Here is a 26,256-nt window from a genome sequence, read left to right on the forward strand (position 1 = left end):
TGGCGGGCACGGGACCGTATCGGAGGGCCCTGTCCGAGCCCGGCGCCGGGATCACTCCGCGGCGGCGTCGTGCCGGACCTGTTCGTCCGTGTCCGGATCCGCCTCGACCTCGGCGTCCCCGTCCTCGGCCCCGTCGGGCGCCGCGGCGGCGGTGAAGAAGTCGCCGTTCCGGATCGCCTCACCGCCGGTCACCAGCATGCTGAGATAGGTGTTGAGGGTGTTGGGCGCGACGTCGGGCAGCCGCTCCGCGATCTCGGCGTGCGACAGGCCCTGCGGGCCGGCCGAGCCGAGCAGCGCTTTCAGCCGCCCCTTGGCAGAGTTGGCCCGGGGACCGCGGGCGCCCCGCCGTCCGCCGGAGGCGGGCGCGGCGCGGTCGGCCGCGGCGGCCCGCGGTCCCTCGGGGGCGTGGAGACCGGAGGCCTCCAGCGGGATCCCCTCGACGATGGACGTCAGCGCCGCCTCCGCCGCCCGGAGCTTGGTCAGCTCGGCCGCGATCCGGTCGTAGTCGCTCTGCAGCGCGGCCCTGCGCGCCCGAACGTCCACCAGGGCCTTCGTCAGGGTGTTGTTCTCAGCCACCGGACGGCCTCATCCCATGTTTTCGCTGACTGACGGCATACCTCACAGGTGCCTCCCGGCGTCAACAGCCGCGGAGAGGCGCGCCGACCGCGCCCGGCCGCGGGCGCACGATCCCCGCGCGAGTTGTGAGGACAGCGCCCGATGGCTTAGAGACATTCCTGAAACGCCGATGCCGGCTCGGAGGCATCGGCGCGACCGCCGAATGTCGACGGATCCCGATCTCGGCACGCCGATACCGTAATCGTCATGTCAGAAGGCGAACTTCCTTCCGCGGGTTCGATGTGCGGCCGTCCGCTCCGGGACGCCGGCCGCGCCGCACCCAGGGGCGTTCATAGATCCCGCAGAGCGAATTATGTCTTTGAATATCTTCGACAAAGGGGAGAATAATGTCATCGACATTGATTCGCGGGATCAGCACAGCCAAGCGGGAAAAATCTACGTCAACGGTGACAACAACTACATCCGCATAGGCAGGGGCTGCGTGTCCGACAAGGACATGCACATCGTCATCGAGTCGAATTGCCGATTCGATGTCGGCGAGGACGTGCGGCTGTCGATGGCCAACATCTATATCGGCCCCGGCTCGGTGCTGCGCATCGGCGACCGGACCGGCTTCACCGGGCTCGTCCATCTCAACCCCGTCGAGGGAAAGGCGATCGAGATCGGCACGGACTGCTCGATCGCGTCAGGCGTCTGGATGACGACGAGCGACTTCCACTCCATCGTCACCCGGGACACCGGCGCGCGGCTGAACCCGGCCAAGCCCGTGCGGGTCGGCAACCACGTCTGGATCGCCAATCAGGCCACGCTGCTCAAGGGCACGGTCATCGGCGACAACGCGATCGTCGGCGCGCACGCCGTCGTCACCGGGACGGTGCCGCCCCATTGCGTGGCCGCCGGCAACCCCGCGCGGATCGTGCGGGAGAACGTGACGTGGCGGTCCGACCTGATCTGACCGCGCTGGGCGCGCGCGCGGGACGTCGGGCAGGGCGTGCGGTTGTTTACCCCGCGCGCGCGTTCCGTTAGGGCGATGAGCCGGCGGCGCGGCACCCTGCCCGGCGCGCCGAGACGCCTTCGATCCAGCCCGCGCGAACACATGCTCACCCGAGCTCCAGGCCTCGAACCCAGCGCCGATTCCGACACGCCCTCCGACGGCGATCGGCGGCCGTCGCGCGACAGAACGGGCGCCGCGCGTTGAAGCAGATCCGCGGCCTGTACCATCGCTGGGCGCGCTCCGGCCCGGTCCGCGCGAGCGGCAACCCGCTGATCCGGCTGGCGGCCCGCCGCGGCCTGCCGGCGGCGGACGATCTCGTCACCGCGGACGCGCAGTTCGCCGCCCTGGCCCCGCACTTTGACACGGCGTTCTACGCGAGCTGGTACGGGATCACGGCCGACCCGGTGCGCGACTACCTCGTCCACGGCTGGCGCGCGGGCCGCGACCCGCGCCCCGACTTCGACTCCGCCGCCTACCTTGCCACCCATCCCCACCTCGCCCGCGCCGGCATCAACCCGCTCCTGCACGCCCTCGCGCGCCGCCGCGCCGGACGTGAAGGGGCGGGGGAGGCGGCCGCCCTGCCCAAGCCCGAAACGGCCGAGGCCCACCGCCTCGCCCGCCGCCTCGTCGACGGCGCCTACTATCTCGCCGGCAACCCCGACCTCGCCGCCGCCGGCGTCGACCCGGTCGACCACTACATGGCCTCCGGCTGGCGCGAGGGCCGCGAGCCGGCGCCGCACTTCGACACCCTGGCCTACTGCCTCAGCCGCGGGATCACCTTCGCCACCCGGAACCCGCTGGTCCACTACGTCCTCCACGGCGGAAAGGCCCGCCCCGACCCGGAGGCCGCGCTCGCGCTGCGGATCGAGACGCTCGCCCCCTACTTCGACGCCGCCCATTACCGGCGGTGCCTGCCCGGACCGCAGGCCGAGGCGCTGGCCGATGCCTCGGACACGGAGTTGCTGCGCCACTACGTGGCGGAGGGCTGGCGGGCGCGGATCGGCCCGCGGCCGGACTTCGACCCGGCCAGCTACGTGCAGGCGCGGGCCGGCAGCCGGGCGGTCGCGGACGACCCGTTCTTTCGCTACGTCGCCGAGACCCGGCTGACGGGGGCCGAGCCGTTCGCGGGGCCGCACCGGCTGAACCTGCCGGCGGTGGACGCGGACTGGTACCGGGCGACCTACCCGGACGTGGGCGGGCGCGAGCCGTTCCTGCACTTCGCCGAGGCGGGCTGGCGGGAGCTGCGCGATCCCGGCCCGGGGCGCTCGACGCTGGCGGCGCTGCTGCGGGTCTGCGGGCTGCGGCCGGCGCGGGCGCCGGTCGAGGACACGGGCTGGCTGGGGGCGATCGGGCGGGAGACCCTCGACCGGGACGCGTTCCTGGACCTGCAGGCGCGGCTGGTGGCGGGGCATTTCGACCACGGCTTCTACCGGGCGCGCTACGGGCTGTCGGAGGCGGAGGACGCGCTGCGCGACTACTGCGACACCGGCTGGCGGAAAGGCCGCAACCCCAGGCCCGATTTCAATGGCTGGGCCTACCGCGCGCACCACCCCTCCGCGGAGGCGACGGGCGTCCCGCCCTTCGTCCACCACCTCGCCCGGGCCCTGCTGCGCGGCGACGACCTCGCGGGCGAGGCCTTCAATCCGCGCTACGGCGCTCCGCCGGCCGAGGAGGACGCGGAGCTGTTCGAGCAGGCCCGCCTGATCGAGCCGCTCTTCGACGCGCCCTGGTACGTCAAGCGCTACCCCGACACGCGCGGCTTCGAGAACGGCCCGGCGATCCACTTCCTGTCCCACGGCCAGGAGGAGGACCGCGACCCGAGCAAGACCTTCTCGACCCGCTTCTACCGCCGGGCCTACGGGCACCTGCTGGGTCCCAGGGAGTCGCCGTTCCTGCACTACGTGCGCACCGGCCGGGCCGCCGGGTTGATGGGCTGCCCCGAGGATCTCGGCACCTACCCGCCCATGGAGGCCCCGGCGGCCGACGACTGGGACCGCCTGCCCCGGGCCCTGCCCATCGCGCAGGCCCGCGTCGTCGTCATCGTCCCGGTCTACAAGGGCCGCGGCGAGACCCTGCGCGCCCTCCACGCCTGCCTGTCGGCGCCCCAGGCCACCCCCTTCACCCTGCTCGCCGTCAACGACCGCTCCCCCGACCCGCAGCTCACCGCGGAGCTGGCCGCCCTCGCCGGACGCGGCCTGTTCCACCTCGTCGAGAACGAGCGCAACCTCGGCTTCGTCCGCTCGGTCAACCGCGCCCTCGGCCTGCGCCAGGGCCGCGCCGTCGTCCTGCTCAACTCCGACGCTGAAGTCTTCGGCGACTGGCTCGACCGCCTCGTCGCCCACGCCGAACACAACGCCGAACACAACGCCGAGCCTCGGGCCGGGTCCGGCACGGAAGGAGGGGCAGAGGCTGGGGCAGAGGCCGGGGCAGGGATGGGCGCAGGGCTGCCCGTGGGCAGCGTCACGCCCCTGTCCAACAACGCCACGATCTGCTCCTACCCGCGCTTCAACGCCAACAACACCATGCCGCTCGAGATCGCCCGGCCCGACCTCGACCGCGTGGCCGCGCAGGTCAACCGCGGCCGCGCCGTGCCCGTGCCCACCGGCGTCGGCTTCTGCATGTACATGACCGCCGCCGCCCTCGACGCCGTCGGCGACCTCGACGCCGAGGCCTTCGGCAAGGGCTACGGCGAGGAGAACGACTGGTGCCTGCGCGCCACCAAGGCCGGCTTCGTCAACCTGCTCGCCGAGGACGTGTTCGTCCACCATGCCGGCCAGATCTCGTTCGGGCTCGACGCGGGCGGCGAGTACGACCAGGGCCAGGCGGCGCTGCTGGCCAAGCACCCCGACTACCCGGCCCGGGTCGGCCAGTTCGTCCAGGCCGATCCCGGCCGGCGCGGGCGGGCGCGGCTCGACCGGGCGCGGCTGGCCCGGCACTTCGCCGGGCGGGCGCTGCTGTACGTGACCCACAGCTGGGGCGGGGGCATCCAGCGGCACATCGACGACATGGTCGCGCTGGCCCGGGCCGAGGGCCTGAGCGTGGTGCTGCTGCAGATCGACCGGACCCGCAACCTCGAGGTCCACGTCTCGTATCGCGGCCCCGAGTTCCTGTACCTGCCCAACCTCGACAGCCTGTACCTGCCGCGCGACGCGGCCGAGCTCGCGGAGTTCGTCGGGCAGCTGGCGCCGGTTCTGATCCACGTGCACTCGCTGGCGGGGCTGCGCTGGGGCGCGGCGCGGGCGCTGATGGCGGTGGTGGCGGGCTCGGGGCGGCCCTACGCGTGGACGCTGCACGACTACTCGCCGGTGTGCCACCGCAACCACCTGGTGCAGCCGGACGGGCGCTACTGCGGCCTGGCGCCGGTGGCGGAGTGCCGGTCGTGCCTGGCGGTGGACGCGGACGGGTTCGAGGAGCCGGATCCGGGCGAGCGGCGGGCGGCGTTCGGGGCGTTCCTGGCCGGCGCCGCGCGGGTGTTCGCGCCGTCCTCCGACACGGCGGCCCGGATCCGGACGGTGTACCCGGATCTGTCGGTCACGGTGCGGCCGCACGTCGAGCCGGAGCGGTCGGTGCGCTCGACCGCCCTCCAGCGGCCCGGCCGAATCCGCCGCGTCGCCGTGCTCGGCGCGATCAGCCTCCCTGAGGGCGGCCTGTTCCTGCAGGCCCTAGCCTCGGACGCGCGCAAGCGGGATTTGCCGCTGCACTTCTCGATCGTAGGTCACTCGGACCCGGCCCTGACGAGCGGGCTGGAGCGCGCCGGCGTTGCCGAGACGGGGCGGTACTCCACAGACGATCCGACCCTCGACCGGGTCGCCCGGGCAGCCCTCCAGATCGCCGAGACCAGCCGCCACTGGGAGGATGACGAGACACTCGATCTCGTCACACAGGTCTCGGCCGACCTCGTGCTACTGCCGTCGATCTGGCCCGAGACCTACGCATACGCGCTGACCCTGGCCCTGCGCACCGGCTTGCCGGTGGCGGCTTTCGACCTCGGCGCGCCGGCCGAGCGGCTGCGCGGTCGGCCGGACGGCCATCTCCTGCCCCGCGCGCTCGTCACCGATCCCGCCGCCTGCAACGACCGCCTGCTGGCCATTGACATGACGGCGGATGACCGCCGCGCCCGGCTTATTCAAGCCGCGACCTACGAGGGCCTCCTGCGCGACTACTATGATCTCGCGACCCGCCACTCATCCGACCGGGGGGCACCGGCCAACGCACTTTAGCCCCTTTTCTCATCGAAGCAGGCCCGGCAACCAGAGGTCACGTCGATGCCCGCCCTCCCGCCGGTCCAGGGACAGAAGAGCCCGATCGAGTCCTATCTGCATGTGCTTCATGCGTTGATCCTGCGGGACATGCGCACCCGCTTCGGAGCGTCTCTCTGGGGCTACGGCGTGGTCGTTCTCTGGCCCTGCGTGCACGTCTTCATGCTGATTGCGATCTACACTTTCCAGAAGTTGGCGGCGCCTCTCGGCGACAACAGGGCTCTTTTCTTCGCAACGGGTGCGGTTCCAGTTCTGGTCTTCCAGTACATTTCGCGCGAGGTCATGAAGGCGGTGATCATGAACCGGCCGCTGACCTATTACCCGCAGGTCAAGCTGTTCGACGTGATCCTGGCCCGCATCCTCGTGGAGATCGTGACCGGCTTCCTCGCGTTGCTGGTCGTCTGCTCCATCCTGGTTGTCATTGGGACCAATCCGATTCCAGCGGACCCATTCACGGCTATGTGCGGCTACCTTGCCGCGATCGTACTTGGCATCGGGATTGGAACAATCAACGTGGCGATCATCGGCTTTTTCCCAGGCTGGCTGATCGGCTACGCACTTTTCAGCATCATCCTGTATGTATCGAGCGGAGTCATGTTCCTCCCAAGCTACATGCCCGACAAAGTATACTACTGGATGAAGTACAATCCAGCCATGCAGCTGGCTGAGTGGGTAAGGTCCGCCTACTATCCCTACGCAGGCATTCAGGTAGATTATCTTTACATCATCATGTTCGGCCTGACCTGCGCCAGCATCGGCCTTCTGCTGGTCAAGCATGTCGTCAGCAAGCTTCAAGCTTGAAGAATGCAGGGTTGCGCATTTGCCCTACAATCGCGCAACCCGCGGCCGGCACGATCCTCAGGCTGCCCCACCAGAGCCGACAGCAGGCTTCCGCGTGATCGGGACGCGAGCCTTCGGCTTCGAACTCTCCAACCGCTTCGGGCCAGGGCTGTCACACGATGACGAATGCCGTTCATGCCATCGATACGAAGTACATCCGCCGGATCCAACAGCAACAAACTGAATTGACTCTCCTCCAGGCCGAGCGCGACGCCGCTTTGCGCGAGCGCGATCTGGCTCGAGCTCGGTCGGAGGCGACGTCGACCCTGATCGACTCTCTGATCGGAAGCGTGCGACCCTACGGGTTCAGTCGCAAGCGCTTCCTCGCCGCCATCCGCAAGGCTGCGCGGACCGTGCCAGATCACGGACCGGCCGCGCTTCAGCACGGCATCTTGTTCGAAGGTTCAAATCGGATCCTGGCGGCGTCGCGTATGCCGGGCCGAGCCGCGACGCGCGGCTGAACCCTGATACGCTTGCGCGCACGCGCGATCTCGTTCTGAGACTGGAGCCCAGGACCATGGATGTCGAACTCCTGACGGTGTTCAATGCCCTGATCAACCTGAGGGATAATCTGGACGCACACCCGCACATTCTCAGCTCGGATCTCGATTTCCTGTCCTTCGCCACGCGGATGGCTCCGTACTCCAATGCGCAGTTGATGCAGGACCTGTGGGTGCTGTACGAGCTCCAAGAGAAACGAAACGGCTATTTCGTGGAATTCGGTGCCTGCGATGGCGTCAGCCTGAGCAACACGCTCCTGCTGGAAAAGACCTACGCTTGGCAGGGAGCCCTGGCGGAGCCCGCGCGGGCTTGGCACGATGCGCTGCATCGCAACCGTAGCTGCTACATCTCCGATAAGTGCGTCTACAAGACCGACGGGATTGAGGTTCTGTTCAACGAAGTCGACATCGGCGAGCTCTCCGGCATGGAGGATTTTGCCGACGACGATTTTCATGCCCAGTTCCGCCAGGAGCGCCGGCAATACCCGGTGGCGACCATCTCGCTGGAACGGTTTCTCTCGGAGGCCCGGGCGCCGCGGCGCATCGACTACATGAGCATCGATGTGGAAGGCGGCGAGCTCGACGTGCTGCAGAGCTTCGATTTCACCCGTCACGACATCGCGCTGATCAGCGTCGAGCATAATTTCTCCGGCAGCCGGGAGAAGATCGCCGCGCTGCTGAGCGGCCACGGTTACCGACGGCGCTTCCGTCAGCTGTCCCTGTTCGACGACTGGTACGCGCGCCCAGATCTCGTGACAGCACGATCCTGACGGGGAAGGTTCGGCTATGTCGGCGCAGTCCGCAATCGCCATTCTGGATTCGATGTTCGACCTGTTCAAGGAGATGGGCAGCGGCATCGCCCTTGATCTCAACTGGTTCGCGATCGCCAGACGCCTCCAGCAGGTTCGCGCGGAAGCCGTGTGGTCGGCCGATCTCGACTTCGTCGCCGTCAAGCTGAAGGCGCACGCCGCCCATTACGCCGCTACCTACCGCGAGCCGCTGGGTTCGGAGGCGATCAGAAAGAAGAACACCGAAACGCTGGACGAAGTCGTCCGACACTACTCGATCCTTCGCGCGCATCTGGAGCAGCAGCTACCGGCCTTTTAATGCCGCGATAATTGGCGCGCGGTGCACATGTGCGCTCCGAGACTGGACCGCGCGCCAGCAGGGCACGCTTGTCAGCCTCGCCGACACATCAGTCGCGACTCACGGCAGTCCGAACTCGACCATCCCGAGCGCGCTGCCTACCGCTAAGCATTGAGCCTACGAACGGTTTGAGGCATCGATCCTGTGCGAGTGCGCCACTACGGCGACGAGGGAGGTACCGTGAGCAGTCTGAAATTCGGGACGAGCGGCTTGCGCGGTCTCGTAACCGACCTCGTCGGTGGCCCGAGCTACGCCTATGCCAGTGCGTTCTTCAGATCCGTCTCCCAGGGCGAAGGCGGCCGCATGGTCGTCATCGGGCGTGATCTGCGCGACAGCAGCAACGGCATCGCCGCGACGGTCGCAGATGCCGCGGCAGGCGCCGGCTTCACGGCGATCGATTGCGGCCCGCTGCCGACCCCGGCCCTCGCCCTCGAGGCGATGCGGCGCGGTGCTTATGCTGTCATGGTCACGGGCAGCCACATCCCCGAGGATCGCAACGGTCTGAAATTCTACCGGCCCGAGGGCGAGATCACCAAGACCGACGAGGCCGCTATCCTGGCCGCCCTGGGGGAGGGCGCGTCCGGCGAAGGTCAGGTCTCGACGCCCGCCACGCCTGAACCCGACGCGATCGCGCGCTATCAGCAGCGCTACGCTGCCGCCTTCGCGCCGGACATCCTGCATGGCCTGCGGATCGCGGTCTATCAGCAGAGTTCGGTGGCCCGCGACCTGATGGTCGACCTGCTCTCCGGCTTCGGCGCGGAGGTGACGCCGATTGGCCGGTCGCAGGTCTTCGTGCCGATCGATACAGAGGCGCATCGTCCGGAGGACATCGCCTTCATCCGCGACGTCATGGAACCGGGCTCCTTCGACGCGCTCGTGACCACGGACGGCGATGCCGACCGGCCGCTGGTGGCCGACAGCGCGGGCCGGATACTGCGGGGCGACGTGCTCGGGCTCATCACCGCCCGCTTCCTCGGTGCCGACACGGTGGTGGTGCCGGTCACCGCCGGCTCTGCGCTCGAGCATTCCGGCGGCTTCCGGAAAGTTGTTCGTACGAAGGTGGGATCGCCTTTCGTCATCGCCGGCATGGAGCTGGCGACGTCTGCCGGGGCGCGGATCATCGCCGGCTTCGAGGCAAACGGCGGCTTCCTGCTCGGATCGGACGTTACGCTCCACGGCAGGACTTTAGCCGCCCTTCCGACGCGCGACGCGATGCTGCCGATCCTAGCCACCTTAGCAGCGGTGCGAGCCGCCGGCACCGCCCTCGCGGATCTCGTGGCCTCCCTGGATGCGGGAGAGATGGCCAGCGACCGCCTACCCAACACCCCATCCGACACGAGCGCCGCCTTCCTCGATCGCCTTCGGGAGCCGGACTTCCGGGCCGCCTTCCTAGGCCCGATCGGGTCAACGGACTCGATCGATCAGCAGGACGGGATCCGGATCGAATTGGACGGCGGGCGCACGATCCATTTCCGGGCCTCAGGAAATGCGCCCGAGCTGCGCTGCTACGCGGAGGCCAAGACGGCACAGGAGGCGCAGGATCTCGTCCGGTGGGGACTTGCCTCCGCCGCGACCGCGATGTCGGCAAAAGCCTGAACCTTCACGGAGTCTCGGAGCCGTCCCGAACATCACAAGAGGCTGGGGCCCCCTCAAGGCGCACTGACGACCTTCGCCTCGCTCGGCGCGGCCGCTCAGTAGGCTACACCAGTGGTCCGCGCGGGCGACCTGATGGCCGGTCGCGGCTCGCTAACGGTCGGCGTACTCCGCCGCGGCGAGCCTTCGCAGGCCCGCTTCGAGATCGATGCGCGGCCGCCAGCCGGTCCGGTCGAGGAACCGCGTCGAGTTGAGCATCTTGTAGGCCGCGCCCTGGAACGAGCCGGGCGGGCTCACCAGGGGGACGGACCAGTCGAGGGCGGCCAGGGCCGCCCGCGCCACCGCCTCGACGGTGACGGGCGTGTTGGCGGCGCAGTTGAGGATCTCGTTCTCGAATGCCCGGTCGGCCGCCAGGATCGCGTCGATCTGGTCGTCGACGTACAGCACCTCGCGGACGGTCTGCGGGTTGCCCCAGACCTCGAACTGCTCAGCGCCCGCCGCCTTCTCCCGCACGGCGCGGTCGAGCAGGGCGCCGACGAAGTGGCTGCGGTCGGAGGCCTTGTTGTCGTGCGGTCCGTACAGGGTCGCAAGCACACAGTGCAGAAAACTCAGGCCGTATTGGTGCGCGTAGGCCGCCGAGCCCGTCGCCAAGACCTGCTTGGCGAGCCCGTAGCCGATCACCGACGGGTGCGTCGGTCCCTGCCCGAACCGCGCCTCGGACAGCGGCTCCGCCGATTCCGGATAGGTGCAGGACGAGCCCGTGGAGACGAGCTTGGCCTGCGGCTGGAACAGGCGCCACGCCTCGAGGACATTCAGGTGGACCCGGGCGTTGATCGCCAGCAGCTCGCCCTGGATGTCGTACTGCACCGCGCCAGTCCGCTGGCGGGTCACCACGTGGAAGATCCGGCCGGCCGGGGGCGCCGCGCGCAGCGCCCGCTCGACATTCGCCCACGCGGAGAGGTCGCCCGCCGCCCGACAGATCCCGACGACCTCGCGGCCCTCGGCCCGGAGCCGCGGGACGAGGTTGCGCCCGAGGAAGCCGTCCGCCCCGATGACGATGTCGCGCTCAAGCCCCGGCATGGTGAGCCCCGTCGCGATAGGTCTCGCGATACCACGCGATCGTCGGCCGCAGCCCGTCCGCGAGTCCCGTGAAGCTCGACATCCCGAAGCGCTCGCAAAGCCGCCGGTTGGTCGAGCGGCGGGCGAGCACGCCGTGGGTCGCCGTGTCGGGGGCGTGCACCGGCCGCTTCTCGCCCGCCACCTCCAGGATGGTGCGGGCGAGGTCGAGCAGGGTCGTGGTCTCGCCGCGGCAGAGGTTAAGCGCGTCGCTCGTCTCCCGCATCTCCAGGGAGCGGGCGAACACGTCGACGACGTCGCCGACGTAGATGAAGTCGCGCTCGACCAGCGGGTTGCCCTTGATCTCGAAGCGCTCCCCAGGTGCGAGCGCGCGCATCACGAAGGCTGGCAGGACGTGCGCCTTGCGCGGATCCGTCGAGTCGTGGGGACCGTAGGGGTTGCTCAGGCGGAAGCTGATCGTATGGATCCCGTAGCGCTCGGCGTGGAGGTCGGCAATCACCTCGGACCAGCGCTTCGACCACGCGTAGAAGGCCTCGTTCCGGTTGGGCGGCGCGTTGAGGTCGATCGGCCGCGCGTCGTCGAGGGGATCGAGGGCCGCCGGGTAGACCGCGACGCTCGAGGCCGCGCGCACCTCGCGGATGCCCTTCGTTAGGCAGAACCGGTAGAGGCGGTTGGCGATCTCGGCGTTGCCGGTCAGCAGGTCGCTCTGCGCCGTCTCGAACTTGTCAGCGTCGTAGCGCTGCGCGGCGACGTTGACGATGATCGCGTCGGCGGGGACCGACAGCGCCTCCAGGGCATCGAAGCGCGCGGCCTCATGCGCCCCCGGCACCGCGCGGCCGGAGGGGCTGACCGCGATCAGCCGCGGCACGCGGTCGGCGAGATGCGCGACGAGGTTGCGGCCGACGAACCCGGTCGCACCGACGACGACGACGGTCTCGGGCAAGGAGGATCGGGAGACGGCAGCCACGCTCAGATCGCCTTCGGCAAGTCGGCGGCGGTGATCACCTTGAGTTCCGGCACCGGAACGATGAAGCCGCCGCCGTTCTCGAGGTAGCGGCGCTCGCGCGCCAGGAACTCGTCGATGAAGTTCCAGGCGAGCACCAGATAGGCGTCGGGCGCGGGTACGCTGCCCTCCTCGACGATCGGGATGCGGGCGCCGGGGATCAGCCGGCCGAACTTCAGCGGATTCTTCTCGGCCGCGTACTGGACCAGACGCGGGCCGATGCCGAAGGCGTTGAGCAGCGTCGCGCCCTTGGCTGGGGCACCGTAGGCGTGGACCGTCTTCCCCTCGGCGTGCCTGCGCTCCAGCAGGTCGAGCAGCGCCGCCTGCAGGCGCCGGACGTTCTCGGCGAAGCCGACATAGGTCTCGAACTTGCCGTAGCCGCGGGCCTCCTCGTCGGCGCGCATGCGCTTGACCGCGTCGCTGACCGGGTGGGCGCCGGGGAAGCCGACATGCGCCTCGAGGGAGCCGCCATGGACCGGCACCACGCTGACGTCGAAGACCTCCAGGCCGTGGCGCGCGAACAGCTGCTCCAGGGAGCGGAGCGTGTAGTAGCACAGGTGCTCGTGGTAGATCTGATCGAAGGCGGTGTTCTCGATCATCCCGCCCAGGTAGATCGCCTGCACGACGAAGACGCCGTCCGGCTTGAGCAGCGTGACGATGCCCTTCACGACGCTGTGCAGCTCCTCCAGGTGGAAGAAGACGCCGGCGGCGGTGATCAGGCTCGCCGGCCCGTCCTGCGCGCGGACGATCTCGGCGGTCTCCGCGTTGAAGAAGCGATTCAGCGTCGGCACGCCGGCGGCGCGGGCCAGTTCCACGACGTTGGAGGCGGGCTCGACGCCGCAGCGGCGCAGGCCGAAGGGCTCGTACTGCCGAAGCCACGTGCCGTCGTTGCTGCCGATGTCGACGACGAGGTCCTGCGGCCCGAGGCCGTACCGCTCCACGAGCCGGGCCGCCGTCTGGCGGAAATGCTCCACCAGCGTCTTCGTCGTGCCCGAGACGTAGGGGTAGTCGCTGAACATGCTCTCCTTCGGGATCGTGTGATCGATCTGGACGAGCGTGCAGTCGCGACAGAAGCCGGCGCGCAGGGGGAAATGCGGCTCGCGCCGGTCGGCGAGCTCCGGCGGGATCAGGCGGTTGCAGTGCGGCTGATCGGTCAGGTCGAGGAACAGCTCGACATCGCGTCCGTCGCAGACGCGGCATGCCATGGCGAGTTTCGTTCCCGTCATCCTACGACCTGTGACATCCGCGGCGCGAGGCTCTACGACCCCACGAGGCTTATCGGCTGAGCCATGGCAGCGCAACGCGCGGTCGCAGCTCGATCGAAGTCAGAGCCGAAAGGCGAGACAGTTTTGCCATCGCGCATGTCCTCCAGCGGCGAAGATCCACAATGACCGCGGCGGATATCCGAAAGTACAAACCCCAGGCCCGCAAAGAACAATGATCTCGACACCGAGTTGGACAGTCCGCAAATCCCACCACGTCATGAAGGATCGCTGGCTCGGTCTCCGTGCCGACGACTGCGTGACGCCGTCGGGTCACATCGTCGATCCCTATTACGTGCTCGAGACGCCGGACATCGCGCTCGTGCTGGGCATCGACGCGGCCGATCACGTCATCCTCGTACGCCAGTACCGTCACGCCCATGGGGGCCCGAGCCTGGAGCTTCCGGGCGGGGCCATCGACCCCGCCGACCCCGATATCCTGGCGGCCGCCGAGCGCGAGATGCGCGAGGAAACCGGCTACATCTTCGCCGATGCCGAGCGCGTGGTCACCCTGAACGCGGATCCGGCCCGCTATACGCCAACCGCATGCATCTCGTCCGCGCGCGCGTGACCGCGGCCGGGCCGGCGCTTCCGGATCCCGCCGAGGACATCGCCGTGGTGCGCGTACCGCGGGCCGAGGCCTTACAGCTCGCCCAATCGGGCGCCATCGTCGGAGCCGTGCACGCCGCCATGCTCCTGATCGGCCTGTCCAGCACCGGATGAGGGCCGTCACCGGATTGTGGATCGAGCGATCGAACCGCTGACAAGACCCGCGCGTTGCGCCAATACGATTAATCGTCGGTTAAAGAGCGGATCGAAGCGTGCCCGAGTACGACATCAAGATCGTCGCTCTGCGAGATCGGAAAGCTCCGGACGCAGAGCGCGAGACTCCGCCCAAGCGCAAGCTCGACTGGGATCGCGCCATGCGCGAGGCCGCGGAAGCGGAGCTCTCGATCCAGTCGCACGATTGACAGTGCCAGACGGCGAAGCGCGCCCCGGCGAGGGCGCACACCTCCTGGGCCCTTCCTACTCCTTCAGCGCGACCTCTCGCAGGAAGGCGAGCAGGTCGTCCGACCTGAAGTGGTGCACGGCGAGCCCCGCCGCACGGCCGGCGGCGAGATCTGTTTCCTGATCGCCCACCAGGAAGCTGCGCGCGCGGTCGATGTCCCAATGGACCATCAGATCGAGGATCATGCCGGGCTCGGGCTTCCGCCATCCGTGGACCGCCCTGTAGGCCTCGACCGTCCCGTCCGGATGATAGGGGCAGTAGCGTAGATCATCGATATGCGCGCCGGCCACGCGCAGGTCGTCCCGCAGCCAAGCGTTCAGACGGGCGACGTCGGCCTCGGTGTAGAAGCCGCGGGCGACCCCCGCTTGGTTCGTGACGACGAACACGAAGTAGCCGGCATCATTCAGCGCGCGGACGGCGTCGCGCGCGCCCGCCATCCACTGGAACCGGTCCACGGAACCGACATACCCGTGGTCGTGATTGAGAACACCGTCCCGATCGAGGAAGGCGGCAGGTCTCCTCCGACGGGCCGGGATCTCTTCCTGGGCTCGGGCGTAGCTCTCGGGCACGCCGATATCGAGAAAGTAGCCGTCGTGGGCCTCGCCGACCACGCGGCCCTCGGCGACCAGCGCGGGCAGGACGTCCCGTTCCAGCGAGCAGGCCGGCGGCAGGCCGGCCAGCGCGTCGCGGCGCACCAGGTAGACGCCAGCGTTGACGAGGCCGGGGCCCGGCTCAAGCGGCCGCTCGAGGAAGGCGGTGATCCGGACGCCGTCGACGAGCGCGACGCCGTAGCGCGCGGCGTCCGGCACCCGACGGAGCGACAGGACCATCGCCGCTTCGGGATGACGGGCCGCCATCGCGGGCAGGGACAGCAGGTTCACATCGAACCACGAGTCGCCGTTCAGCAGGAGAAAGGTCTCGTCGGCCTCGGGAAGGGCGTGCACGACGGCGCCCCCGGTCCCGGCCTGCTCCGGCTCGACCGAGACCCGAAGCGTCATGCCGAAGCGTCGCGCGACCGGGTTGTCGGCGGCATAGGCGCGGATCTTCTCGCTGTGGAATGAGGCCAGCAGCACGATCTCGGTGAAGCCGTGGCGGCCGAGCTCGAACAGCAGCACGTCCAGGAACGGCTCACCCGATACCGGCAGCAGCGGCTTGGGCATCGCCGAGGTCAGTGCGCCCAGGCGCGTGCCGAAGCCGCCGCACAGGATCATGGCTTGCCGGACAGAGCCTCCGCCCTTCCGCTCTGGCTCGGTCACAGGCCGTCCCTCACGCTGCCGTCCCGCGCGGGAACAGGCTTTCTTCGACGAGGCCGCAGACGATGTGCGCGGCGGTGATGTGGATCTGCTGGATCAGGGGCGTGGCGTCCGTCGGCGCGTGCAGGCAGACATCCGCCCGCTCGGGCATCGCCCCGCCCGTCGCACCCGTGAAGGCGACAACCCGCAGACCCAGGTCGCGTGCCGCGTCCATCGCCTTCAGCACGCTCGGCGACCGCCCCGATGTGGAGAGGGCGAGCAGGACATCGCCCGGCCGCCCGAGGGCCAGCACTTGCCGCTCGAACACGTGCTCGTAGCCGTAATCGTTGCCGATCGCGGTGATCACCGAGGTGTCGGTGGTCAGCGCCACGGCCGCGGCGGGCGGCCGGTCGTAGTTGAGCCGCGAGACGAACTCGCCCGCGATGTGCTGCGCGTCGGCGGCACTGCCGCCATTGCCGATCGTCAGGAGCTTGCCACCACCGCGCAGGGACGCGGTCACCAGATCGGCGATTTCGGCGAGGGTCGCGTGGAAGCGGGAGTCGTCGAGAGCGGCCTGGAAGGTGTCGCGGGTCTGCGTGAGAAAATCGACGATCGCGCTCATGCTCACCTCGGTCCGTCCCCGCGCCGGCCGACCTCTCGGGCCAACCGGCGGGCGTTCGCTGCTGGGCTCCGGTCACCCGGATCAGGCGTTGGCGAACCGCGAGTTGCGTATCATTCGGAAGCCCTTGATCAGTTCCTTGATGCCCCGGTCGAGATCGAAATCGGGGAACCAGCCGGTCGCCTCCAGCTTCTCGTTGGACACGATATAGTCGCGCTTGTCGGGATCCTCGCCGATCGGGGCCTCGACGTAGACGAAGTTCGGAACGTGCACCTTGATGCGTTCGCAGAGTTCCAGCTTCGACAGGTTGGCGCTCGACAGGCCGAGATTGTACGCCTCGCCACGCATCCGGTCGTAATTGTCCATCCCGTAGATGAACCCTTTGGCGACATCGCGGATGTGGATGTAGTTGCGCTTGAAGTGGCCCTCGAACACCAGGAGCGCCCGGTCGGTCACGGCCCGGTGCGTGAAGTCATTGACGAGGAGGTCGAGCCGCATCCGCGGCGCCATGCCGAACACCGTCGCCAGCCGCAGGCTGACGCCGCGCCCGCTGTCGAGCACCGCCTTCTCGGCCTCGACCTTGGTGGTGCCGTAGAGCGAGATCGGCCGCAGGGGCGAGTCCTCGGTGCAGAACTTGCCGGCCTCGCCGACGCCGTAACCCGAGTTGGTCGTCGGGTAGACGATCCTCTGCTCGCCGCCCGCACGCTCGACTAGGGCAATCACGGCGTCGCGGTTGAGCGTCGTGGCGCCGATCGCGTCCTCCTTGCAGAGGGGCGCGCCGACCAGGGCCGCGAGAGGGATGAGCACGTCGTGCTTCGGGATCAGCTCGTCCAGGATGCGCGTGTCGCGCGCGTCGCCCTTGATCGGCTCGAACGTGTCATACTGGCAGGCCGAGAACAGGTCCGGGGCTCCGGACTTGAACGTGTCGAGCACCGTCACGTGGTGCCCGCGCTCAAGCAGCATCGGCACCAGGATCGTCCCGATATAGCCCGCGCCGCCGGTGATCAGAATTCGCATCGTTGCCTCTCGTCGCGATGGGTCCGAGGCCCGGCTGCGGCCGGGCTGGGGCCTGTGAGGACGCCGCTCAGCGCGTCTGGCGATAGATCAGGGTGGACCCGTCGACGTCGATGCCGATCGGAACGACGGACAGCGGCGCGACCCGCTCGATCAGGGCCGGAAGCCGAGCGGGATCGATCAGAGCGAGGAAGAAGCCGCCCCCGCCCGCGCCGCACAGCTTCGCCCCGTAGGCCCCCGACGCGGTGATCGCTTCGAACAGATCGTCGAGCACCGCGTTCGAGACCTCACGCGACAGGGTTCGCTTGATGCGCCACGAGGCGGAGAGCATCTCGCCGAGTTGCGTGAGCCAGCCGCTCGTTCCGGCCTCCAGCAGCGAGACACATTCCTCGACGAGGCGGTAGAGTTCGGACAGTTCCTTGTCGATCGCGCGCGCGCGGGTCACCGCGATCTGCGCGGCGACCGTTGTCGTTGCGCGCCGCGCGATGCCTGTATGGACCAACACCATCGACGCGTTGAGTTGCTGTATGGCAGCAGCGCTCATCTGAACAGGCGAGATCCGAATCGCGGAGCCATTAAAATCGAAACGGTTGATCCCCCCGAAGGCCGCGTGGAGCTGATCCTGGACGCCAACGTTCTCGCGCAAAATTTCACGTTCGACTTCGATCGCCTTCTTCGACAACTCGATCTTCGTAGGCTTTTGATTCAATATCGCGTAGATCGTACGCAAGAAACCGACGGTGAAAGCCGAAGAAGAGCCCAATCCGCTGCCCGCCGCAGGTAAATCGGAGATGATGCTCATATCGAGTCTACGGGTCACATTGAAATGCTTCAATACTTCTCGAACGACAGGATGTTCAATTTCTGAGATATTGTTGCAATGCTCAACACGAGAGTAACTTAATCGATAATTATAATCCTGGCAGCCAATCAGATCGAGCGCCGCGATGATGATATACTTATCGATCGCCGCGCCGACGACAGCGCCCGGGGCGCGCTCAAAATACTCTGGGTAATCGGTGCCGCCACCAAACAAACTAATCCGTAGGGGTGTCCGCGTAACCGTCAGCATAGCATTATTCCGAACACTCAACAGCTTCGGCGAACCCGCCTGCACCATACAGCCTTTTATATTTCCCCTAACCGTCACCCAGTCCATATTTTGAGGACCGACCTCGCGAATATGACAAAATCGCAAAGTGATTCGTAAAAATATCTATGACACAGCACACCCATGCAACTTTAGCCTAATTTTTTGATCAAAAAATTCATTTGACCGCCGAAAATTGACGGGGATTTGTGTTTTGCAGTTAAACAACCTTAACATGCTTCATTTTGATTCTGCCGACCAACACTCGCCGGGTCGATTGGCGGCGACAGGCTGGAGCACGGGCAACAGACCTACGCCCAATGCGCCATCACGTCGCCTGTCGCGCAACTCAGCCGTAATGACCATGAAGCGCAGAACCTGATACCGTGACTAGGCCCAACTCCACTTCTTTCTGCTTTACCGACGACGCGTTCGACAAATTCGTGATCAAATCAACGATACCAAAGCAATTGCCAGCTCTGGGATACATCGGATAGCATCACAACTTTGGGAGAAAACCTTCCAGACGCAGCGTGCTCACATTATGGTTAAGAAAGTGTCAACAATCTCAAGCTGCCCCTACCGCAGCTCTTCGATATCATGCCACGCGGCACCCTTATTAACTTCAAGCGGCCGGAAGGTCACGATTCAGCAATTCGCTGGCGCAACGCGTGCGCCAGCGAATAACGTCGACGAGATGCGGCAGAAGGCGGCCTACAGTCCGGCTTTCGGACCGTGATCGTCAACGCTCTCAATTTTCGCAAGATCTTTACGAAATGCGTTGACCTGCGCAACTGCAATAGGATCTGCGGTCGTCACGATCGGACGGAACCCTTTCGCCGAACGGGCTGGTGCATAGTTGCGGGAGGCGGTGTGGATCGAGCGGTGCCCCAGAATCGCGGCAATTACCTCCGGCGGAAGGTCCACCTTCATCCGGGCAGTCGCAACATGGCGTAGTGTGTATGGGCAGGCGGGATGAATTCTTAGACTGGGGCACATCTTTCCCGCCTTGATCGACGCCGCTGTCATTGCGCGGGCAACGTTCTGGTGGATCGTCTCCCACGTCTCGCTGACGAGCGCATCGGCTATTCGATCGAGAGATGCGGCCAGCGATGCAACGTAGTCGTCCCCAAATCCGTCCAGCGGCAGCCTTCGCGTCGGCCCATTGCCACGGTCATTGGTGTTTTTGGCGTTCTGAATAACGAGATAGCCATCGACAATCTGAGCTGTCTCCCACTCTACGGGGCGCAATCCGAGGTCGACGCCAAAAAAGACCTGCGCCTGGGCGATGGGGGCGTGACGATGTCCCACCTCGCAAAGGGCGAGCAAGAGAGCGTGGGCCTCGGCCGGTGTCAGACTCTTCCGCTTCTTCGCGCTCGTCTGCCGCTTGGTGCGCACGCACGGTATGGGCGTCACAAGGCGGCCAGTCTCACAATCGGTCGCGTTCAGGCGCTGCAACGCCCTTACCAAACGCGGATGGTTGGGATGTTTGCGGCTCGTTTCAACGAAAGCAAAGCGCAGCGCTGCCCGAGTATGCCGGATCGTGCTCTCTGACCACCTTCCGTGCTGTCCCAAGAAATAATCAACCACGTCGACGGGGGATGGGGCCTGCTGGTCGAGCTCGCGACCGACCATGCCAATGAAGGCTCGAGCCGTGGCCGCATAATCCCGTCGTGTCGTCTCGCTCTGCCCTGTTACCGCTACGCTCATGATCCAAAACTCTACGTTACTTCCACCAAGGAGGCGGGGGTGACTGGCCGAATGCGAACCGCGCAGCGGACTGTTACCGTCTGCGTTACCCCCGCTTGATCTCTCGCGATCCGCGTGTGCCACGAGACAGGAGACAATGGCCCGCGATCGACCACGGCGGAGCTTCGTAGATCGGCATGAAAAAGACAAAGCGCGTTCGTCGAGCGATCCTCTAAGACCTGCACCCACCAAAAAAATGACGTTCTCTCGACTGAGTCAAAGCGCAACTCGGGCAGACCGATTTTGAGCCATCTTGCGTCTTTCATCGGGCTCCACAATGCTACGATCAGGAGCGGAGATCGGCATGCGGACCGCACGTTTTACCCCCGGCGACATCGTCACCTCGGTGAGGCTCGAGCTCTTCTCTCGTAGGGAGAGCGATGCGCGGATCAAGGAACTGTTCGCGCCGCTGACGACGGAGTCGATCATCGCGCTGCGGGGAGATCTCGATGGGGCGTTGACACGCTTTCATGCGCTGCTGACTGCCGCATTCGTCGTGACTTGCAACGGGACCCGCCGTTCGGTGGCGGAGACGATGCTGGTTGGCGCGATCTGCATCGCAGAGGGGCCACGTGTTCGCGCGGCGCGTCCGGCTTGGATCGCGCAGCATCTGGCTCTGCTGGACGAATACTTCGGCGTCCACCGGGTTCTGGCGATCGTGATGCATGAGTACGAGGACAGGTGCGAGATCCGTTCGCTGCTGCGCCCCACAGACGATGGCCTCCACGCTAACCGAGAATGGGGCCAGCGCTGCGCGAAGAGCGCCTCCTCATCTCCGAGGACGGAGCGCGGGACAAAAGCAGCTGGGATCAGAAGAAGGATACCGGTTGAACTGCAGACCCGTGCCGCCATCCGCTTGCGGCTGCGTATCGCGGTTGACAACTCGCTTACGACCACCGCGGGATCCGTCATGACAGATGCGCCTGAGTCTCCAATCGTTGGAGTGTTCAGGAGTGAACGCGAGATCCAACATTCGCGCGACGTTTCGGAGGGGATCAGTACGTCGCTGTTCGGCGGTACAGCGATTGCTGCAACCCCGGCGGCAATGTCGCCGGCTACAGTCGCGCCCGGCTGTGCAGGTACATCGTCCCCTGACGACGCAGTTTATATATCTGATCCGTCGAACAACGTCGTGCTGAGAAGCCGCGCATGTCGCACGACCGTGGTTCGTAGCATGACTATCTCAAAGAACGGGGAGGTGTCGTCCCCTCCTATTTTGTGCCGCTCAAATAGGGGCGCGCGCATGCACTCCACGGTGGATGACCAGATCGCCACGACCCTGCTCATAGGAACGCCGAAAACCCGTGACCGCGAAGACGCTAAAACTGAAAAAATCGAATACGAAGACCGCCTACCACGTGACTTAGGTCAGGTTTCACAGATCTGGGCCCGTCAAGCGAGAGGCGAACGGCATCCGCCCCCCACGAATGGAAACGAACCAATTTTCAGCGCTCCACCTGTTGTGCCAGCGTGCGATGAATACTGTTTCGATCGCGTTCTTTGCGGCGGATCTGAGTCATCGCGTGGCCATTACGGGTTGACGGAGAGACGCACAGCCAGTCCGCCCGAACTTCGTGCGCTCGAGCATTTTCAACGGGCTGATTTGCCCGTCGACAGGGCTCGTCGACCATGGTGTCGCGATCCTTCCGATCAGCGCCTCCCGGTCACGCCGCAGATTGTCTGCGAATCTCCCCCGCAGCGTCGCGAACGCCGCCGTGAACCAAGTCCCGAGGCTCTCGACGTACTGCTGTCGGGCGAGGTCGGCAAAGCGTACAGAAATCGCGGCTCTCTGCGGCGCTGCGAAACTGACGCGGCCGTACATGGTACGCTTGAGCATCTTCAGCCGGCCGATCTGCCCTTCGGCCTGGGCGTTGCTTCAGAACGTCGTCAGTGCAGTCTGGACCGCCCGCCGATTCTGCGCCAAGTTAGCCGCGAAGGTTTCCAACGCCGCGACGCCGCAGGTGCGCGTTTCGAGGAGCCACCTACCGAGTTCGCCCACCGGATCGGCCAGTTGGTCGCCATCCAGGCCGCAGGCGCGCATCAACTTCGTGAACCGCTGCGTCAGATCGACAATGCGTACCACTTCGGCATCCTGCCAGATCCGAGTGAGGTCGGCCGCGGCATGGGACGGCAACGTCGTGATGGTCCGAACCGTGGTCCAGGCCAGCTGCTTTCGAGAAGCAAGTGTTTCTGGTCTGAGAACCGTTGCGCGCGTCGGGCCAGCCCCCGACAACCATTTGTGGGCGATGCTCCGCCGTGGCGGCGTACACCGCTCGGCAATGTAGCGATGCACCTGCCGATGAGTTCCAGCAAAGCCCTGGTCGCGGATCTCGCGTCAGAGCGCCATGGCGCTCTCGCAGCTCTCGGCCATGCGCTGCTCCAGATGGGCGAGATTGGGATCGAGGCGAGACGGATTGGGCCGCTGGTTCGCGCGCTCGGGGAAGCTCTTAATCTGGGCGTACTTGCGCACGGTCGCGCGCGCCAACCCTGTAGCGCGACCGATCGCCAGGAGGGTCGCACCTGCCAGATAACCCCGACGCACGTCCTCGTAGGCTGCAAGCCGCCGAGCGCGACTGTCACGACTCCTCGTGATCTCAGCGGCGCTGCGGCGGTAGGCGCGCAGGCGATCCCCGGGATGGCGGCCATCACCGATAGACAGAGCGGGCAACTGACACAGCCGACTGTCGACGCGGCCGAGCCAGCGTTCGAGCGGTGGGCGCATGTTCAGGAGGTGATGCCATCGATCAGCGACCGGAAGCACAACTGGCGCGCGAGCGGTGAGCGCTTGGGCGTGCTCGGTGGACCGGTCGCGGGCGACGATCTGGATGCCGGGATCGCGACGCAGCCAGTCGGTGACGGCCACTCCCGAACGGTCGGGCAGCAGGTCGATTGGGCGACTGCATTCGAGATCGACGAGGCGTAGGCCGTAAGCTCGTCTTTTGCGGAGAAGCCGATCATCGATGCCTACGACGCGAGACCGATTCACGCTCAGCAGCGGCAGTGGACAGGGCGCAGGATCGTATCAGGCGTCGGTCTGCATACTCAGGCGGGCACCGGCCTCGCCACCAGCTGCAAGCCAAGCCCAATCCGGGTTTGAGCCTGCGCGCGGCGGCATCAGCCGCGGGAATGGCTGTGCGAAGATACCGCAGCGGCCGGCAGGATGATGGCAGCAGAAGCTCGAACGCAAGGGCGCAGCGTCATGGGGTGACCGAGGTTCGGTAGAGCAACCTGGCAGGTACGAGGGCAGGATCATCGTAACCTCGAAGTGCCGTCCCCGTCACCGCGACCCCTCCACGCAAAACGCGGAGAAATCACGAAGCAATTGAGCATCATGTGATTTCTGTTCCCAGGCGTTAGTCCCTTCGAATGCCGTGTCTTCTGTATATCCATGCAGGCTAAACACCTACTTTAGCTATGTAACTTCGGCCGGGACTAGCTGAGCTTCCGGCGAACCTGCTCTACAGCCGCTCACGCCTCCGCCTGCCGAAGGGCACAGGCAATCTGATCGTTCATGAGGCGTTTGCGAAGCAAGGCGGCCACCTGCCTCAAGGCTCAGGATGCTCGAAGAAAATGCGTTCGGCGCAAATCAATCTTTTGGACAAGGTTCAATCGGTGAACGCTAGCGGATCTATCCAATCACTGAGCAATTGTATAAAATATTTAATTCAAATGGCGCGGGCCAGCAGGCGATTCCAATGGGATTTCTGCTAGGCGGACGGCATCATGTGGGAGTACTTCTCACAAAAATCTCTCGCCACGATAGAGGTATGCTTAGACCAACGTTGCGCCTGCTCGAAAAATAGGGAGACATTCCGCTGGTTGCGGTGTATGAGCGACGCCCCGTTCAACCTAAGATAGGCAGGAAGCGGATGAGTGCAGAGGCCAGTGTAATAATTGAACCGCGCTTCGAAGCGCCATGGCACGACGCATTAAATAGCCGATGCTATTGGTACCACTCGATGCAATTTCCGGATGGCGAAGCCGTTCAAGGCAGTTGGCAGATCGATGACTTCCTTCAATACATTGGCAGCTATAATTTACAAGGCAAGACCGTGCTGGATGTCGGCACAGCGTCTGGTTTTTTGGCTTTCAATGCAGAGAAACACGGCGCTCAAGTCACCGGCTTGGATGCTGCCTCGACCGTTGAATTCCGGCACATGCCGTTCGCCAGCACCCTCTCTTACCGCGACATAAAACAATCACGAGCCATATGGGAAAGAGAAAACCTTATACCGATCAAAAATTCCTGGTGGTATGCTTGGCATAAGTTCAATAGCAAGGCTAAGTGCGTATATGCACCAATCGCAGAACTCTACGAATGGCCGGAACAGACATTCGACGTGGTGATGGCGGGTGCAATAGTCGAACATCTCTCGGATCCGGTTTATTCAATTGGAGCCTGGGCCCGGCTTGCCAAGGAAGCCGTACTGATTCCCTTCACGGACGTGCTTCCGCTTGATGAACTCGTCATCCATCCAATCACGAACTTGGACGACCCAAATGTATTTTATGTTTGGTGGCACTTATCGCGCGGCCTCTATATCAAAATTTTCGACAATCTTGGATTCGATGTTTCATTCGCTGAAGCATACGCGATTCATAATGACGACATAGCAGGATCCACGCTGGCAAAACGCCCGTCTATCATAGCAACCCGCAGACGCAATGCTTAAGCAAACTGCACGCATCGGGAGATCTCTGTGGAGAAACAGCCACTCGCTGTCGTCACGATGACGTACAATGAAAAAGCGCTGCTTCCGGTCTGGCTAGAGCACTACAAACGGCAGATTGGGCTTGAGCACTGCTATGTCATTGATCACGGTTCCGACGATGGCTCAACTGAAAACATAGACGCGAGTCTAATAAGGCTCCCACGCACTCCGATGGATGAGAGTGCGCGGGCGCAAACGGTATGCGACTTCTGCGCCTCCTTATTCATCGGCTATAAGCGCGTTCTTTTTACAGATGCCGACGAGCTCGTTGTCCCAGATCCAGCCATATCGTCGAATTTGGGCTCATACGCTGCGGATCATAATCTGCCCCACGTCGTGACCATGTTTGGTGTCGATGTGCTCCATGTCGCTGAAGAGAGTGCCATCGATTTCAAGGCGCCAATTTCTCATCAGCGTTGCTTTGCTCGGCCTCTTTCTGCATTGTGCAAGCCCACGCTGATCGCTGGACGAACTGATTGGATGCACGGATTTCATTGCATCGTCGGCAATCATCGACCAAATTTCGCCGACCTTTTCTTATTCCATATCGCCCATTGCGACAATGGGATTTTGTACGAACGACAGAAGAAGCGAAACGCTGCTACACCAACTAGCATTGAAGCATCACATCATTCAATACCACCGGACAAGTTCATAGATCACATTCAAAACGAGGTTGCGAGTCTGCCTCGCCGCGTCATAGAGATGCGACGGGGAGAGAAACATTTCGAAGATACGAAACGTGTCTTTGCAGATCAAATCGAAAAGAAGGATTGGATCGCTGCGCCAGACATCTGGCGTATACCGAGCCGTTTCTCTGGCACCTTCTAGGTTCGCTAAGGCCAGACACAACGCACGCCTCACAGAAGTGCTCAATGGCCGACTTGATTCTCGTTGTGCCCCCTGTCGCCTACCGTATAGTCTCGGCGTCGCGCATCTCTGTTTTTCGGAGATCGGGGCGCCGGCTCATCGCTCTGCTTCAAGGTGGCGAAGGACGGGCATGATGCCGTTCCTGCGCAGATCGGTGGCCAGCCAATCGACGTCGTAGCCCTTGTTGGCGCTCGGGCGGCGGATCCGGCCCGGCGCCTCGACCAGCAATACTGGGGCGGTTGTGACGTCGCTGGCGTTGCCCGGCGTCAGCGGGAGGACGTTGGGCCGGCCGAGGACATCGCTGAGAGCGTGGATCTCGGTCGTCTGGCCGCCGCGCGACGAGCCGATGACCTGCGCCCTCGCCCCCTTTCCCTCCATGGACAGACCGGTGAGCCCGGGCGAAACTGCTGTCGAGAGTGCCTGCGTTGCCGGCCCACCCGGCCTCGGCCAGCGCGGAGAGCATTGCCTTCCAGAAGCCGCGCCGCGACCAGCGATTGAAGCGGTTGTAGACCGTGGTGCGCGGGTCATACGCGGCCGGGCAGTCGCACCAGCGGCGCCCGACGTCGGGACGTGCAGGATGCCCGAGATGATCTGCCGGTCGTCCTTCCGCCCGCGGCCGGGCTGGCTCCTGGGCATGAACGGCTCGGTCATCGCCTTACTGCTCGTCCGAGAGTCAGAACAGGTTCGCCATCGCCACCTCCAGGCTGCAAA

The 26,256-nt window shown here is 65.3% G+C and carries 21 protein-coding genes and 2 pseudogenes; 12 read left to right on the top strand and 11 right to left on the bottom strand.

Translation table 11 applies throughout. The features are described from left to right. Positions 1-51: 51 nt before the first annotated feature. Positions 52-576, bottom strand: coding sequence for a hypothetical protein (locus LOK46_RS06315; protein ID WP_273562989.1), 525 nt, complete (start codon positions 574-576; stop codon positions 52-54). Between the two features lie 481 nt (positions 577-1,057). Here LOK46_RS06315 and LOK46_RS06320 point away from each other — a divergent pair, with 481 nt between their 5' ends. The 7 genes from LOK46_RS06320 to LOK46_RS06350 all read left to right on the top strand — a co-directional run bounded on the left by LOK46_RS06320 (position 1,058) and on the right by LOK46_RS06350 (position 9,911). After that, entirely contained in the window at positions 1,058-1,531 is a 474-nt protein-coding gene (locus LOK46_RS06320; protein ID WP_273562990.1) for an acyltransferase, read from the top strand. Positions 1,532-1,770: 239 nt separating this feature from the next. Further along, positions 1,771-5,790, top strand: a complete 4,020-nt coding sequence (locus tag LOK46_RS06325) for a glycosyltransferase (RefSeq protein WP_273562991.1) — start codon at positions 1,771-1,773, stop codon at positions 5,788-5,790. A gap of 45 nt (positions 5,791-5,835) precedes the next feature. Further along, entirely contained in the window at positions 5,836-6,630 is a 795-nt protein-coding gene (locus LOK46_RS06330; RefSeq protein ID WP_076729265.1) for an ABC transporter permease, read from the top strand. Between the two features lie 158 nt (positions 6,631-6,788). Next, the gene (locus LOK46_RS06335) at positions 6,789-7,130 is read left to right on the top strand and encodes a hypothetical protein (RefSeq protein ID WP_273562992.1); all 342 of its coding nucleotides are present in this window, start codon (positions 6,789-6,791) and stop codon (positions 7,128-7,130) included. Positions 7,131-7,186: 56 nt separating this feature from the next. Continuing rightward, positions 7,187-7,939 carry an FkbM family methyltransferase gene (locus tag LOK46_RS06340; protein ID WP_042675482.1) on the top strand — a complete coding sequence of 251 codons (753 nt, stop codon included), beginning with the start codon at positions 7,187-7,189 and terminating at the stop codon, positions 7,937-7,939. A gap of 16 nt (positions 7,940-7,955) precedes the next feature. Beyond that, positions 7,956-8,276 (top strand): hypothetical protein, encoded by a 321-nt coding sequence (locus LOK46_RS06345; protein ID WP_042675484.1) that lies wholly within the window; start codon positions 7,956-7,958, stop codon positions 8,274-8,276. 219 nt (positions 8,277-8,495) lie between these two features. Continuing rightward, positions 8,496-9,911, top strand: a complete 1,416-nt coding sequence (locus LOK46_RS06350; RefSeq protein ID WP_273562993.1) for a phosphomannomutase — start codon at positions 8,496-8,498, stop codon at positions 9,909-9,911. A gap of 150 nt (positions 9,912-10,061) precedes the next feature. Here LOK46_RS06350 and LOK46_RS06355 read toward each other — a convergent pair whose 3' ends face one another. Genes LOK46_RS06355 through LOK46_RS06365 form a run of 3 tightly spaced genes read right to left on the bottom strand, consistent with a single transcriptional unit; the run spans position 10,062 to position 13,193 of the window. After that, positions 10,062-10,988, bottom strand: a complete 927-nt coding sequence (locus tag LOK46_RS06355; RefSeq protein WP_273562994.1) for an NAD-dependent epimerase/dehydratase family protein — start codon at positions 10,986-10,988, stop codon at positions 10,062-10,064. Continuing rightward, a complete protein-coding gene (locus LOK46_RS06360) occupies positions 10,975-11,928 on the bottom strand; it encodes an NAD-dependent epimerase/dehydratase family protein (RefSeq protein ID WP_273562995.1) in 954 nt (317 codons plus the stop codon). The genes LOK46_RS06355 and LOK46_RS06360 overlap by 14 nt, the downstream gene beginning before the upstream one ends. 26 nt (positions 11,929-11,954) lie before the next feature. Beyond that, positions 11,955-13,193, bottom strand: coding sequence for a class I SAM-dependent methyltransferase (locus LOK46_RS06365; RefSeq protein ID WP_273562996.1), 1,239 nt, complete (start codon positions 13,191-13,193; stop codon positions 11,955-11,957). Positions 13,194-13,470: 277 nt separating this feature from the next. On the opposite strand from LOK46_RS06365, the gene LOK46_RS06370 reads away from it, so the two are divergent. From LOK46_RS06370 to LOK46_RS06380, 3 genes are all read left to right on the top strand, one after another. Further along, positions 13,471-13,821: an NUDIX hydrolase gene (locus LOK46_RS06370; protein ID WP_273562997.1), complete on the top strand. Its 351-nt coding sequence runs from the start codon at positions 13,471-13,473 to the stop codon at positions 13,819-13,821. Next, positions 13,797-13,973 carry a hypothetical protein gene (locus LOK46_RS06375; RefSeq protein ID WP_273562998.1) on the top strand — a complete coding sequence of 59 codons (177 nt, stop codon included), beginning with the start codon at positions 13,797-13,799 and terminating at the stop codon, positions 13,971-13,973. The genes LOK46_RS06370 and LOK46_RS06375 overlap by 25 nt, the downstream gene beginning before the upstream one ends. A gap of 98 nt (positions 13,974-14,071) precedes the next feature. Then, a complete protein-coding gene (locus LOK46_RS06380) occupies positions 14,072-14,221 on the top strand; it encodes a hypothetical protein (RefSeq protein ID WP_273562999.1) in 150 nt (49 codons plus the stop codon). Positions 14,222-14,276: 55 nt separating this feature from the next. Here the strand turns inward: LOK46_RS06380 and LOK46_RS06385 are convergent, their stop codons facing one another. From LOK46_RS06385 to LOK46_RS06410, 6 genes and pseudogenes are all read right to left on the bottom strand, one after another. Beyond that, the gene (locus tag LOK46_RS06385; RefSeq protein ID WP_273563000.1) at positions 14,277-15,515 is read right to left on the bottom strand and encodes an HAD-IIIA family hydrolase; all 1,239 of its coding nucleotides are present in this window, start codon (positions 15,513-15,515) and stop codon (positions 14,277-14,279) included. A 10-nt stretch (positions 15,516-15,525) separates the two neighbouring features. Next, positions 15,526-16,113, bottom strand: coding sequence for a D-sedoheptulose 7-phosphate isomerase (locus LOK46_RS06390; RefSeq protein WP_273563001.1), 588 nt, complete (start codon positions 16,111-16,113; stop codon positions 15,526-15,528). Between the two features lie 81 nt (positions 16,114-16,194). Beyond that, the gene (locus tag LOK46_RS06395) at positions 16,195-17,127 is read right to left on the bottom strand and encodes an NAD-dependent epimerase/dehydratase family protein (RefSeq protein WP_273563002.1); all 933 of its coding nucleotides are present in this window, start codon (positions 17,125-17,127) and stop codon (positions 16,195-16,197) included. 67 nt (positions 17,128-17,194) lie between these two features. Then, a complete protein-coding gene (locus tag LOK46_RS06400) occupies positions 17,195-18,196 on the bottom strand; it encodes a GHMP family kinase ATP-binding protein (RefSeq protein ID WP_273563003.1) in 1,002 nt (333 codons plus the stop codon). A 732-nt stretch (positions 18,197-18,928) separates the two neighbouring features. Then, positions 18,929-19,924: a hypothetical protein gene (locus tag LOK46_RS06405; RefSeq protein WP_273563004.1), complete on the bottom strand. Its 996-nt coding sequence runs from the start codon at positions 19,922-19,924 to the stop codon at positions 18,929-18,931. A 1,837-nt stretch (positions 19,925-21,761) separates the two neighbouring features. Next, a pseudogene (locus LOK46_RS06410) lies at positions 21,762-23,185 on the bottom strand (transposase); the annotation flags it as partial. 647 nt (positions 23,186-23,832) lie between these two features. Here LOK46_RS06410 and LOK46_RS06415 point away from each other — a divergent pair. Both LOK46_RS06415 and LOK46_RS06420 read left to right on the top strand, forming a co-directional pair. Then, positions 23,833-24,636 (top strand): class I SAM-dependent methyltransferase, encoded by an 804-nt coding sequence (locus tag LOK46_RS06415; protein ID WP_273563005.1) that lies wholly within the window; start codon positions 23,833-23,835, stop codon positions 24,634-24,636. A gap of 27 nt (positions 24,637-24,663) precedes the next feature. Next, the gene (locus LOK46_RS06420; RefSeq protein WP_083916314.1) at positions 24,664-25,506 is read left to right on the top strand and encodes a glycosyltransferase family 2 protein; all 843 of its coding nucleotides are present in this window, start codon (positions 24,664-24,666) and stop codon (positions 25,504-25,506) included. A 159-nt stretch (positions 25,507-25,665) separates the two neighbouring features. Here LOK46_RS06420 and LOK46_RS06425 read toward each other — a convergent pair. Next, positions 25,666-26,196, bottom strand: a pseudogene (locus LOK46_RS06425) (IS5 family transposase); the annotation flags it as partial. Positions 26,197-26,256 lie beyond the last annotated feature (60 nt).

Origin of the sequence: Methylobacterium sp. NMS14P (assembly GCF_028583545.1) — a bacterium.
Classification (GTDB): Bacteria; Pseudomonadota; Alphaproteobacteria; order Rhizobiales; family Beijerinckiaceae; genus Methylobacterium.

Excerpts from the sequence above, each read along its gene's own strand:
- LOK46_RS06330 (WP_076729265.1), top strand. The coding sequence starts at position 5,836 with ATGCCCGCCCTCCCGCCGGTCCAGGGACAGAAGAGCCCGATCGAGTCC.
- LOK46_RS06335 (WP_273562992.1), top strand. The coding sequence starts at position 6,789 with ATGACGAATGCCGTTCATGCCATCGATACGAAGTACATCCGCCGGATC.
- LOK46_RS06340 (WP_042675482.1), top strand. The coding sequence starts at position 7,187 with ATGGATGTCGAACTCCTGACGGTGTTCAATGCCCTGATCAACCTGAGG.
- LOK46_RS06345 (WP_042675484.1), top strand. The coding sequence starts at position 7,956 with ATGTCGGCGCAGTCCGCAATCGCCATTCTGGATTCGATGTTCGACCTG.
- LOK46_RS06355 (WP_273562994.1), bottom strand. The coding sequence starts at position 10,988 with ATGCCGGGGCTTGAGCGCGACATCGTCATCGGGGCGGACGGCTTCCTC.
- LOK46_RS06365 (WP_273562996.1), bottom strand. The coding sequence starts at position 13,193 with ATGGCATGCCGCGTCTGCGACGGACGCGATGTCGAGCTGTTCCTCGAC.
- LOK46_RS06370 (WP_273562997.1), top strand. The coding sequence starts at position 13,471 with ATGAAGGATCGCTGGCTCGGTCTCCGTGCCGACGACTGCGTGACGCCG.
- LOK46_RS06375 (WP_273562998.1), top strand. The coding sequence starts at position 13,797 with ATGCATCTCGTCCGCGCGCGCGTGACCGCGGCCGGGCCGGCGCTTCCG.
- LOK46_RS06390 (WP_273563001.1), bottom strand. The coding sequence starts at position 16,113 with ATGAGCGCGATCGTCGATTTTCTCACGCAGACCCGCGACACCTTCCAG.
- LOK46_RS06395 (WP_273563002.1), bottom strand. The coding sequence starts at position 17,127 with ATGCGAATTCTGATCACCGGCGGCGCGGGCTATATCGGGACGATCCTG.
- LOK46_RS06400 (WP_273563003.1), bottom strand. The coding sequence starts at position 18,196 with ATGCTGACGGTTACGCGGACACCCCTACGGATTAGTTTGTTTGGTGGC.
- LOK46_RS06405 (WP_273563004.1), bottom strand. The coding sequence starts at position 19,924 with ATGAGCGTAGCGGTAACAGGGCAGAGCGAGACGACACGACGGGATTAT.
- LOK46_RS06415 (WP_273563005.1), top strand. The coding sequence starts at position 23,833 with ATGAGTGCAGAGGCCAGTGTAATAATTGAACCGCGCTTCGAAGCGCCA.